At 63.6% G+C, this 11769-nt stretch carries 12 protein-coding genes; 2 read left to right on the forward strand and 10 right to left on the reverse strand.

All coding sequences use genetic code 11. From position 1 onward, the window contains the following. Positions 1 to 5 precede the first annotated feature (5 nt). From hslV to AABE10_RS22505, 8 genes are all read right to left on the reverse strand, one after another. Positions 6 to 542 carry an ATP-dependent protease subunit HslV gene (gene hslV, locus AABE10_RS22470; protein ID WP_152760428.1) on the reverse strand — a complete coding sequence of 179 codons (537 nt, stop codon included), beginning with the start codon at positions 540 to 542 and terminating at the stop codon, positions 6 to 8. Between the two features lie 450 nt (positions 543 to 992). After that, positions 993 to 1412, reverse strand: a complete 420-nt coding sequence (dksA, locus tag AABE10_RS22475; protein WP_085228454.1) for an RNA polymerase-binding protein DksA — start codon at positions 1410 to 1412, stop codon at positions 993 to 995. A 610-nt stretch (positions 1413 to 2022) separates the two neighbouring features. After that, complete coding sequence (locus AABE10_RS22480) at positions 2023 to 3108, reverse strand: GTP-binding protein (protein WP_342935441.1); 1086 nt, start codon at positions 3106 to 3108, stop codon at positions 2023 to 2025. 169 nt (positions 3109 to 3277) lie between these two features. Then, complete coding sequence (locus AABE10_RS22485) at positions 3278 to 4507, reverse strand: class I SAM-dependent rRNA methyltransferase (protein WP_342935442.1); 1230 nt, start codon at positions 4505 to 4507, stop codon at positions 3278 to 3280. Positions 4508 to 4592: 85 nt separating this feature from the next. Continuing rightward, a complete protein-coding gene (xerC, locus tag AABE10_RS22490; RefSeq protein WP_342935443.1) occupies positions 4593 to 5516 on the reverse strand; it encodes a tyrosine recombinase XerC in 924 nt (307 codons plus the stop codon). Between the two features lie 11 nt (positions 5517 to 5527). Next, complete coding sequence (locus AABE10_RS22495) at positions 5528 to 6250, reverse strand: DUF484 family protein (RefSeq protein ID WP_342935444.1); 723 nt, start codon at positions 6248 to 6250, stop codon at positions 5528 to 5530. Positions 6251 to 6351: 101 nt separating this feature from the next. Then, positions 6352 to 7212: a diaminopimelate epimerase gene (gene dapF, locus AABE10_RS22500; RefSeq protein ID WP_342935445.1), complete on the reverse strand. Its 861-nt coding sequence runs from the start codon at positions 7210 to 7212 to the stop codon at positions 6352 to 6354. A 54-nt stretch (positions 7213 to 7266) separates the two neighbouring features. Continuing rightward, positions 7267 to 8175 carry a lipid A biosynthesis lauroyl acyltransferase gene (locus AABE10_RS22505; RefSeq protein ID WP_342935446.1) on the reverse strand — a complete coding sequence of 303 codons (909 nt, stop codon included), beginning with the start codon at positions 8173 to 8175 and terminating at the stop codon, positions 7267 to 7269. A gap of 261 nt (positions 8176 to 8436) precedes the next feature. On the opposite strand from AABE10_RS22505, the gene metK reads away from it, so the two are divergent. After that, positions 8437 to 9624: a methionine adenosyltransferase gene (gene metK / locus AABE10_RS22510; RefSeq protein WP_342935447.1), complete on the forward strand. Its 1188-nt coding sequence runs from the start codon at positions 8437 to 8439 to the stop codon at positions 9622 to 9624. Positions 9625 to 9919: 295 nt separating this feature from the next. Here metK and AABE10_RS22515 read toward each other — a convergent pair whose 3' ends face one another. Next, positions 9920 to 10309, reverse strand: coding sequence for a hypothetical protein (locus tag AABE10_RS22515; RefSeq protein ID WP_342935448.1), 390 nt, complete (start codon positions 10307 to 10309; stop codon positions 9920 to 9922). Between the two features lie 402 nt (positions 10310 to 10711). Here AABE10_RS22515 and AABE10_RS22520 point away from each other — a divergent pair, with 402 nt between their 5' ends. Beyond that, complete coding sequence (locus AABE10_RS22520; protein ID WP_342935449.1) at positions 10712 to 11473, forward strand: phytanoyl-CoA dioxygenase family protein; 762 nt, start codon at positions 10712 to 10714, stop codon at positions 11471 to 11473. 30 nt (positions 11474 to 11503) lie between these two features. Here AABE10_RS22520 and AABE10_RS22525 read toward each other — a convergent pair whose 3' ends face one another. Then, complete coding sequence (locus AABE10_RS22525) at positions 11504 to 11704, reverse strand: DUF3185 family protein (protein ID WP_342935450.1); 201 nt, start codon at positions 11702 to 11704, stop codon at positions 11504 to 11506. Positions 11705 to 11769 lie beyond the last annotated feature (65 nt).

The following is an 11769-nucleotide window of genomic DNA, read 5'->3' on the forward strand; positions in this document are numbered from 1 at the left end:
TGTCCTTACTCGATCGTCTCGATGACGCGGTTGTGATTCGTGTAGATACACATGTCGCCGGCAATCACCAGCGCCTTTTCGACGATGTCGCGCGGCGAAAGATCCGTGTTGTCCGCGAGCGCCTTCGCAGCGGCCTGCGCATACGCGCCGCCCGAGCCGATCGCGCAGATACCGCCTTCGGGATCGAGCACGTCGCCGTTGCCCGTGATGACCAGCGTGGTGGTTGCGTCGGCCGTGATCAGCATCGCTTCGAGACGGCGCAGCATGCGGTCGGTGCGCCAGTCTTTCGCCAGCTCGACGGCGGCGCGCGTGAGATTGCCCTGATGCTTTTCGAGCTTCGCTTCGAAGCGGTCGAGCAGCGAGAAGGCGTCGGCCGTGCCGCCCGCGAAGCCGACCAGCACCTTGCCGTTGTAGATGCGCCGGACTTTCTTCGCGCCGCCCTTCATGACGATGTTGCCCAGCGTGACCTGGCCGTCGCCGCCGAGCGCGACCTTGTCGCCGCGACGCACGGAAACGATCGTCGTGCCGTGAAATTGCTCCATATGCGTTCCTTTTGCAAAACCGCAATTAATTGCGTGAGGCCGGAGTCAGCGCCAAAGCGAAGACTTCGACCGACAGTGAGGACGCGGAGGCGCCGATGCGCCACCACGGAATCCGGAGCGGACGCCGCGCGATGCCAGGTGCCGCGCGCGCGTGCAACGCATGTCCAAATTATTTTAGGGCGGGCGCTGCCATATCAAGAGCGGAAGTCTCAACAGCGCGAGAAAAGCAGAAAAGGTGCGCGGCGGATTCAGCGGTAAAAGGTGCTGGCGTCAGTCCGCATCAAGGCCGATGCGATGCGCATTTACCGATTGCCGCACGAAGGAGGAGCCGATATGAGCGCTCGCATCGTTAAAGATCGGCTTTACAAAAGAAAAGAGGCGCACGGTTCACCGTGCGCCTCTCACGAAGCGTCTATGGGGCGCGGACCCCGAAAACCGCGCCGCAGGCGATCAGTCGCCGAACAGCTTCTGGCGCAATTCGCGGCGTTCCTGCGCTTCGAGCGACAGCGTTGCCGTCGGACGCGCAAGCAGACGCGGAATGCCGATCGGCTCGCCCGTTTCCTCGCACCAGCCGTATTCGCCCGATTCGATGCGCGCAAGCGACTGCTGAACCTTCTTCAGCAGCTTGCGCTCGCGGTCGCGCGTGCGCAGTTCCAGCGCATGCTCTTCCTCGATCGTCGCGCGGTCGGCCGGGTCCGGCACGATCACGGTTTCGCGCAGATTTTCGGTGGTCTGGCCGGCGTTGCGGAGGATTTCCGCCTGCAGCTGTTCGAGCCGGTTCTTGAAGAAAGCGAGCTGATCCTCATTCATGTAATCCTTGTCGCTCATCTTCAGGATTTCGGCTTCGGTCAAGAGTCGTTTCGTCGTCATCTGGCTTGCTTCTTCAATGTGAGGCAAATCATTGCCCGCACTTTCGTGTTGCCCGCAAAGGCGCCTCGATGACGCTCGATTGAGCGCCGGCGAACACGGACGGTAGGCTGTCGTGACGCCGAAGCGCCGTTGCGGGGCCGAACTCCTCTGGAAACCGATTCTTCCAATGCTCCTGAGGCAATGCTTCCCGGCAGCGCGTTATGAGCCGGAGTGTGCCGGCCGGCTATCGGCGATATCCCCGGATGAGATTTTCCGGCGCCGTCTTCAGGCCCGGCACGGCTGCGACGCGGCTACGCGTTTTAGACCGGGCAAAATCGTTGTCTTTCTCCAGTGGGGCCGTATTGTAACTGAATCACAATACGAAGCTGCAAGCGGGGGAAATCCCTGTCGCAAACTCCACTTATCGTGAAAATATAACGCGCTGTGCACTAAAAAGCGATGGTCGTACACGTATTCTCACAACAGGGTTTTCACGTGCTTTGACCGGGAACCGGCTGTTTAATTGCCGTGCCTGCGCGTTTGAATCGATTTTCGTGCGTCAGCGGCGAGAAAATGGCGGTTGGGGCAGACATCAAACGCCTGCCCCGCGCAAGACAAAGATAAGACCGGCTTAGACGAGGCAGGCTTCGAGCCCGTCCGTAATCAGATCCTGCGGCAACTCGATGCCGATGAACACCATCTTGTTCGTCTTCTTCTCAATGGGCTGCCACTTGGCCGCGAGATCGCTGCCCATCATCTGATGCACGCCCTGGAAGACGACCTTGCGATCGACGCCCTTCATGTACAGCACGCCCTTGTAGCGCAGCAGACGCTCGCCATAAATCTGCAGAATGCCGCCGAGGAAGTCTTCGAGCTTGTTCGGATCGAACGGGCGATCGCTGCGGAAAACGAACGACTTGATCTTGTCGTCGTGATGCGCGTGATGGTGGTGGTGGCCGTGATCGTGGCCTTCGTGATCGCAGTGGCCATGATCGTGATCGCAGTTCGCGTGGTCATGATCGTGGTCGTGGTCGTGGTCGTGGTCATGCGCGTGATCGTGCTCGTCTTCGGCGAGGAAATCCGGGTCGATTTCGAGCTTCGCGTTCAGATTGAAGCCGCGCAGATCGAAGACTTCCTTGATGTCCGCTTCGCCGAAGTTCACGACGCGAATCTGCGCTTTCGGATTCATGTGCAGCAGGCGGTGACGCAGGTCGCCGAGCGTCGCGTCGTCGACGAGATCGGCCTTCGTCACGAACAGACGGTCCGCGAAGCCGACCTGGCGCTGCACGACTTCGTGCTCGTCGAGCTGCTGATTGCCGTGCTTCGCATCGACCAGCGTGATGATCGCGTCGAGCAGGAATTCGTCGGCGATCTGGTTATCCATGAAGAACGTCTGCGCGACGGGGCCGGGGTTCGCGAGGCCCGTCGTCTCGATCACGACGCGGTCGAAATCGAGCTTGCCTTCCTGCTTCTGCGCGGCGAGGTCGCCTAGCACGCGCGACAGGTCGCCGCGAATCGTGCAGCAGATGCAGCCGTTGCTCATCTGGATGATCTGCTCGCCCGTGTCCTGAACGAGGATGTCGTTGTCGATATTCTCTTCGCCGAACTCGTTCTCGATCACGGCGATCTTCATGCCGTGCTTCTCGTTCAGGATGCGCTTGAGCAGCGTGGTTTTGCCGCTGCCGAGGAAGCCGGTCAGGATAGTGACTGGGATCATGTTGTTCGCCATGTGAAGTCGCCTTGTGTTCGTCAATCTGGAGTGCAGACCGCGCACGGCCCGAACCCCGGGAATTCAACGGAATATTGAAGCATAACTGCCGGGGCGCCGCTGCCGGGTGGTGAAAGCCCCGTCGCCGCCAGGGAAATAAACGCCTAACTATGGGCGATCAGGCGGTTTGCAACAATAGGCCTTTCAGATATTCCCCTTCGGGGAACGCCGTCAGCAGCGGATGATCGACGCCCGCGCCCAGCCGCTTCAGGATGCGCGCATCGACGCGCGCGTCGGCGGCCGCGCCCGCGACGATCTTCTGGAACAGCTCAGCATCGATCGCGCCCGAGCACGAATACGTGAACAGCAGCCCGCCCGGCCGCAGCAGCTTGAGTCCCGTCAGGTTGATGTCCTTGTATGCGCGCGCGGCGCGGTCCACGTGCTCGCGCGACGGCGCGAACTTCGGCGGATCGAGAACGACGAGGTCGAAACGCTCGCCGTCGTCGTACAGGCGGCGCAGCGTCTTGAACGCGTCGGCGTCGAGCCAGGTGGCGCGCTGCGCGTCGAAGCCGTTGGCCGCGACGTTCTGCTGTGCGATCGCCAGCGCCTCGCCCGACGAGTCGATCGACACGACCCGCTTCGCGCCGCCCTTGAGTGCGGCGAGAGAAAAGCCGCCCGTGTAGCAGAAGCAGTTCAGCACGTCGCGGTCTTTCGACAACTCCTGCACCAGTGCGCGATTGTCGCGCTGGTCGACATAAAAGCCCGTCTTGTGGCCGTTGCGCACGTCGACGTGATAACGCACGCCGTTCTCGCCGACGAGCAGCGTTTCCGGTGGCGGGTCGCCGGCGAGCACGCCCGTCGTCTGCGCGAGCCCTTCCTTTTCGCGGATCGACACGTCCGAGCGCTCATAGACGTTCGGACATCCCGTCGCGCCGATCAGCGCCTGCACGATCGCGTCCTTCCACGCTTCGACGCCCGCCGCCATGAACTGGCAGACGATCTGGCCGCGCTGGCCCGCATCCGCCAGCGCGACCGCGTTCGTTGCATCATCAGCGATGTAGTAATCGACGATCAGCCCCGGCAGGCCGTCCGCCTCGCCGAAGATCAGCCGTACTGCGCCCGTGCCGCGCACCATCGCCTGACGATGCGCGAGCGCGCGCTGTACGCGGCGCTTGAAGAACGCGTGATCGACAGGCTCGTTCTCGTCGAAGCTCCAGACGCGCGCGCGGATCTGCGAATGCGGGCTCCACGCGGCGCGCGCGAGGAAGCGGCCGTCGTGCGCGCGCACGAGCACGGTCGCGCCGGCGGCGGGCTTGCCGTCGACGCGATCGATCGCATTTGCGTAGACCCACGTATGGCGGCGCAGCAGCGACTTCTCTTTCGACGGTTTCAGCGTAACGGTATTCATGACTTCGTGAGAATTTCAGCGGAACAATGTGCCGCGCGAAGCGGCAAAGCGGAGATGACTGGTTGCCGGCAAAGCGCCAGCCGCGTCAGTCGCGTTTTTTTGCGCGCGGATGCGCCTGGTCGTAGATTCGCGCGAGGTGCTGGAAATCGAGCCCGGTGTAGACCTGGGTCGCAGAAATGCTTGCGTGGCCGAGCAGTTCCTGCACGGCGCGCAGATCGCCACTCGATTGCAGCACGTGCGTCGCGAACGAATGGCGCAGCACGTGCGGATGCACGTTCGCCGGAATGCCCGCCGTGAGCGCCGCGCGCTTCACGCGTTCGCGCACGACGTTCGGCGACATCCGGTTGCCGCGCGCCGACAGAAACAGCGGATGCGGATCGTGCTTCACCAGCTCGCCGCGCACGGCGAGCCATGCGCGCAACGCATCGAGCGCCTTGCTGCCGACAGGCACTGAGCGCCGCCGGTTGCCCTTGCCGAGCACTTCGACTTCCGCCTCGTCGAGCTTGAGCCAGCCGGCGGAGCGGTAGCCGTCGGCGTCGACGAAATGCACGTCGACGCCGACCAGCTCCGAAAGCCGCAAGCCCGACGAGTAGAACAGCTCGAGCATCGCGTGATCGCGCAGCCCTTCGGCGGTGGCCGTCACGGGGGATTCCATCAGCGTGTGCGCGTCGTCGACGGACAAAGCTTTCGGCAGCGTCTTCGCGCGCTTCGGCGCGCGCACGGTGGCGACGGGATTTGCGGGCAAATCGATGCGTCCCGCGAGCCAGCGGTAGAACGCGCGCCACGCCGACAGCCGGTGTCCGATCGAGCGCGCCGACAGGCCGCCCGAATGCGCGCGCGCGACCGCGCCGCGGATATCCGTGGCCGTAAGGCTTTCGAGCGGCCGTCCGTTCGCGAGCTTCTTCAGTTCGTCGAGTTCATGCGTGTAGGCGCGCAGCGTATGCGCCGACAACCGCCGCTCGTGCTCAAGGCTCGACAGATAGATGACGATCGGATCGGCGGAGCTCACGTGACGAGCGCCTAGCGCGGCAGCAGACGGCTCAGCGCCGCGCTGGCGAGCGCGCCGATCTGCATGAGGAAGTCGGTGGCCATGCCGTCGTGAAAACGGCGCGGATCGGGCGAGCCCATCACCAGCAGGCCGAACGCAGCGGCTTCGTCTTTGGCCTCGGGATCGCGCAGCGCGATCAGCGCGATCGATTCGGTGCCGTTGGCGGGCGGCGCGCCGTCAGCCGTAGTCGCAGCATCGCTGGAAACGGCCGATACGGCGGGCGTCAGCCATTGCGCGGCCTCGAAGCCCGTGTTCGCGCCGCAGTACGGCGTGGCGAGACTGTTCGCGAAGATGCGCACTTCCTCGCCGACATGACGCGTGAAGTCCGCCTGCGAGTACGGCTCGGACACGTCCCACACGCGCAGCGCGGCTTGCGGCACATCGAATACGTCGCGCAGCCCGTTGGCGATCGTGCGCGGCAGCGCGCCCGGATCGCGCTCGGCCATCACGCGCGTCGTCCAGCGGCCGAACTTCGACGCAATGCTGTCGTTCTCGTGCCCATAGCGCAGCAATTCGGCGAGACGCCGTTCGAGATGCTTGTTCTTGTCGCGCAGCATGTCCATCTGGCGCTCTTGCAGCGACACTGCGGCCTTGCCATGCGGATTCGCGAGCCGCACGGTCGCGAGCAGTTCCGCGTGTTCGGCGAAGAATTCTGGGTTGGCTAGCAGATAGTCGGCGACTTCGCGATCGTTCATGATTTCGGCTTTCGGTTGCGCGCTTGTGTGCTGTCTTGCTTGTCTTGCTGCTGGGCTGCTGCCGTCCATGGACCGCGCAGCGGTAAGAGATTCAATCCGATTCAGTCGGCTATTTCGATTTCGCCTTCGAACACCGTGGCCGCCGGGCCCGACATCATCAGCGGCGAGGCGGGTTCGCCGTTCCACGTGATCGTGAGCATTCCGCCGTGCGTGTGCACTTTCACGGGCGCGTCCAGCAGCCCGCGACGGATGCCTGCCGCAACGGCCGCGCAAGCGCCCGTGCCGCACGCAAGCGTTTCGCCCGCGCCGCGTTCGTAGACGCGCAGCCTGATTTCGCCGCGGCTCACGATCTGCACGAAGCCTGCGTTGACCCGCTCCGGAAAGCGCGGGTGATGCTCGATCACGGGACCGTCGACGAGCACAGGAAACGCCTCGACGTCGTCCACGACCTGTACCGCGTGCGGATTGCCCATCGACACGACCGACACCCAGCGCGTCGCGCCGTTGACGTCGAGCGGATAGAGCGAATCGTTGCTTTCCTGGCGCGCGTCGAGGCCGCTCGCGTCGAACGGCACTTGAGCCGGCTCGAACACAGGCGCGCCCATGTCGACGACGACTTCGCCGTTGTCCTGCATGGTCAGCGTGATGACGCCCTTTTGCACCTGCACGCGGACGCTGCGCTTGTCGGTGAGGCGCGTGTCGCGCACGAATTTCACGAAGCAGCGCGCGCCGTTGCCGCAGTGCTCGACCTCGCCACCGTCGCAATTGAAGATGCGATATCTGAAATCGACGCCTTCGACGGTCGGCTTCTCGACGACGAGCAACTGGTCCGCGCCGACGCCGAAGTGCCGGTTCGCGAGCGCGCGCACTTGCGCGTCCGTCAGCGAAAGCGGCTGCGTGTAGCCGTCGAGCACGACGAAGTCGTTGCCCGCGCCATGCATCTTGGTGAATTTCAGTTTCATGCCGCTATTGTAAGTGACGGGTTGTCAGTCTCGCCCACTGTGTGCAGGCACGTTTCAGTAAAAGCCCGGATCGCCTGGCGGACGGGTCTTGAAGCGCTTGTGCACCCAGTAATACTGCTCGGGCATGTCGGGAATGTGCTCTTCGAGGAATTCGTTCATGCGGCGCGCGTCGGTGTCGTCGTCGCCCGTCGGGTAGTTGTCCCACGGCTTGAACACCTTCAGACGGTAGCCCTTATAGTTCGGCAGCACTTCGCCAATGAACGGCACCACCTGCGCGCGCCCGACTTTCGCCAGCCGGCCGACGGCCGTCAGCGTGCACGTCGGCACGCCGAAGAACGGCACGAACGTCGAATTGCGCATCCCGTAGTCCATGTCCGCGCCGAGCATCACCGGCTTGCGCTCGCGCAGCCAGCGCAGCACGACGCGCGCGCTGTCCGCGCGGCTCGCCATTTCGGCGTCGAAACGGCCGCGCTGCGCTTTCGCGACTTCCTCAAGCTGCGGGTTCGACATCGGCTGATACAGCGAACCGCATGTGCGCTTCAGCGAATAGTTGAGAAAAATCGAGCCGGCCTCGATGCCGACGAAATGGAAGCCGAGAAACAGCGTTGGCGGCAGATTGGGATCGGTGAGATCGATTTCGCTGTCGAGCTGAATCAGCTTCTCGAGCTTCTTTGCGGAGCCGAACCATTGCACGCTGCGCTCCAGATAGCTGCGGATCGCGTGCCGGAAGTGCTTCTGCGCGACTTCCTCGCGGCGCTCGTCGCTCCACTCGGGAAAGCACAGCTTCAGGTTGATATGGACGATGCGCCGGCGGCGGCTCGGAATCTGGTAGAGCAGCCAGCCGAGGCCGTCGCCGAGGCGCGCGACGAAGCCATACGGCAGCAGTGCGAACAGCTTGAGCAGCCCGATTGCGAATGTGACGCCCAGGCGGCTCAGCATGCGGCTGCTCCGATGGGCGCGCATGATCCAGCTGGATAAAGAGAAACGGCGAGACAAACGGCGAAAAGGTCGATATACCGCACGCGCAGACACTCTGTGACAAATGAAAGAAGTCGCTATAATAAGGGCTTCGCCGAGTTAATAGACAACTTGCGGGGCGAAGCGGGCGGGCGGTGATCTTTCAGATTGTCGTCCGGTCGTGCAGAAATCCGCTAAAGCGTCGCCGCTTCAGGCTCGAAGCAGGCTACGTGAAACTCAACCGTAACCAATAAAGGAGCCTGTAACGTGGCTAACGATTACCTCTTCACCTCCGAATCGGTTTCCGAAGGGCATCCGGACAAGGTCGCTGACCAGATTTCGGACGCCATTCTCGACGCGATCCTCGCGCAGGACAAATACTCGCGTGTCGCAGCGGAAACGCTGTGCAACACGGGTCTCGTCGTCCTCGCGGGCGAAATCACAACGACGGCCAACGTCGACTACATCCAGGTCGCGCGCGAGACCATCAAGCGCATCGGCTACGACAACACCGACTACGGCATCGACTATCGCGGCTGCGCGGTTCTCGTCGCGTACGACAAGCAATCGCCGGATATCGCGCAAGGCGTCGACCGCGCGCACGACAACAACCTCGATCAGGGCGCGGGCGACCAGGGCCTGATGTTCGGCTACGCATGCGACGAAACGCCCGAGCTGATGCCGCTGCCGATCCACCTGTCGCACCGCCTCGTCGAGCGCCAGGCCAATTTGCGCCGCGACGGCCGTCTGCCGTGGCTGCGTCCGGACGCGAAGTCGCAAGTCACCGTCCGCTATGTCGACGGCAAGCCGCATTCGATCGACACCGTCGTTCTGTCGACGCAACACGCGCCGGAAATCGAACTGTCGACGCTGCGCGAAGCCGTGATCGAAGAGATCATCAAGCCGACGCTGCCGGCCGATCTGATCAAGGGCGACATCAAGTTCCTCGTGAACCCGACCGGCCGGTTCGTGATCGGCGGCCCGCAGGGCGACTGCGGTCTGACGGGCCGCAAGATCATCGTCGATACGTACGGCGGCGCGGCTCCGCACGGCGGCGGCGCGTTCTCGGGCAAGGATCCGTCGAAGGTGGACCGCTCGGCTGCCTACGCTGGCCGCTATGTCGCGAAGAACATCGTCGCGGCCGGCCTCGCATCGCGCGCGCTGATCCAGGTGTCGTACGCGATCGGCGTTGCTCAGCCGACGTCGGTGATGGTCAACACGTTCGGCACGGGCCGCGTGTCGGATGCAACGATCACGCGTCTCGTCCAGGAACACTTCGACCTGCGTCCGAAGGGCATCATCCAGATGCTCGACCTGCTGCGTCCGATCTACGAAAAGACGGCTGCGTATGGCCACTTCGGCCGCGAAGAGCCGGAATTCTCGTGGGAAGCCGCCGACAAGGCGCTCGTGCTGGCCGAGGCCGCTGGCACGGAGCCGGTTGCGGCGCTCGCCTGAGCCGGTTCAGTGGTCCAGTGAAGTCATCGCGCGGCTGAATGCCGCGCGGTTCGGCCAGATCCGGGACTGAAGCAAAAAACGCCCTGCATGCGCTGTGAAGCACATGCAGGGCGTTGTCTTTTGCGTCATTCGGCGCGCGTTTGCGTCCAACAAACGCGCGTGATGCAGCGCAACCCGGGCGATGCCCGCGTGGAGCGTGGCGCGCATCAGGCGCGATCGTTGCACGCAAACGCGAACATCAAACGACGTGAAGCCGGGCGACGCAAACCCCGCAACCGAATCCCGCGATCCAACCTCAGTGCGCGAATGCGAACCAGCCTTCGCTCGTTGCCGATACGCGGCGCGGACGGCGGCTCGTGCCATGCGGCGAACTCGCGGGCTTCGCGGCGCCCGCCAGCGCGACTTGCTTCGCGGCGCGCGGCGACACGCCGAGCATGCGCACGGACGACGGATTGCGCAGCAGTGTGCGCAGCGACAGGCGGCGCGAGGCATCCTGCGTGCGCAATGCGCTGAAGAAAGTGCGGAACCACATGCGCACGCTATCGACGGGCTTCGCATCGCGCAACTGTGCGGCGAGCGCGCGCGTGCGCGCGGAATGATGACGGAGCGCACGCACCACGTGGCGGCGTGCGGGACGCGCGGCGTTGAACGCGCGGGTGAGTCGAGTGCTCAATGGGCTATGCATGGCATTAGATCAGGCAGCGTGACTCGCGACGAAGAGTGCTGCGAAAGCAGCACCATTTATGCCAACGGATGGGACGCAATAGCCTGAGGAAAGGCGGTATGAAGCGGCAGCGGCGACGAATGGCCGCGCCGACGGCGATGAGGCGTGTAGTGCAATCGACATGCGTGCAAGGCTACACGTGATTGGTGACCGTCGAAAGTCCGGCGCGATCAGGGTTTTTACGAGGACGAAGCCGGGCCGATCGCACCCTTTGCGCTCGATGCACGTGCATGGCTGCCCACGCCGCGTGCAATGCCGCCCGTTCGCATCGCATGCCGGACGCGTAGCACGCACACCGTCCGATCGTGCCCGTTTTACAATGGCTACCGGGTTGTCGAAGAACACTAGTTGAGCGGAACGTCCATGTCAGTCCATTCGAAGAAAGAGCAGATACAGGTGTTGCGGGAACAGGGTTTTGTCGTGGTGCCGGATCTCATCGCGCCCGAGCGCTGCGAAGAGATGAAACGGATCGCGCGCGATCAGTTGCACGAAGCCGCGGCGCCCATCGAATTCGAAGCAGACCTGCGCTATCCCGGCGCGCCCGAGTCGAAGCACGCGCCGGGCGGCCACACGGTGCGGCGGCTGCTCGATGCGTACGCGCGCCATCCGCGCTTCGCCGAATGGGCGACGGCGCCCGAAATCCGCGGCTGGATGGAGCTGTATTTCGGCGAAGAGCCGCGCCTGTCGCGCGCGCATCACAACTGCATGATGACCAAGCATCCCGCGTATGGCAGCCTGACGGGCTGGCATCGCGATGTGCGGTACTGGTCGTTCGAACGGGACGATCTGGTGTCGGTGTGGCTCGCGCTCGGCGACGAGACCGTCGACAACGGCGCGTTATGGCTCGTGCCGGGCTCGCACGCGTCGGCTTTCACGTCGGAGCGCTTTGACGAATCCAAGTTCTTCCGCTCCGATCTGCCGGAGAACCAGCTGCTGATCCAGAAGGCGGTGTCGCCCAGGCTGAAGTCGGGCGATGTCGTGTTTTTCCACTGCAACACGCTGCATTCGGCGGGTAAGAATCTGACCGATCAGGTGAAGTTTTCTCTGGTCTTCACCTATCACGGCGCGAGCAATGTGCCGCTGCCGGGCTCGCGCTCGGCGTCGAAGCCCGAAGTGGCGTTCTAACGCGGGCCGTCGAACGCGGTTCGCGCCTGATTAGCGCTTTGACGACGCGAGCCCGATCAATCCGGCGAGCGTCGCGGCGATCCCGCCCGCGAGCAGAAAGATGGTCTTGTTGGTCGGCGCGCCGGTGAACGCGCGCGACACGTCGTTGCTGAACGAATGAAACGACTGGCCGCCGAAGTACAGCAGCACGACGCCGCCGACGATCAATGCGAGCGAAATCGCTTTGGTCATGAACAATCCTCTTCGATGGATGAAAGTGGCGGAAGTCTATGTGACCGACACCGCCGAGTCTAGGC

It is taken from the genome of Paraburkholderia diazotrophica (genome assembly GCF_038900755.1).
Lineage (GTDB): Bacteria > Pseudomonadota > Gammaproteobacteria > Burkholderiales > Burkholderiaceae > Paraburkholderia > Paraburkholderia diazotrophica_A.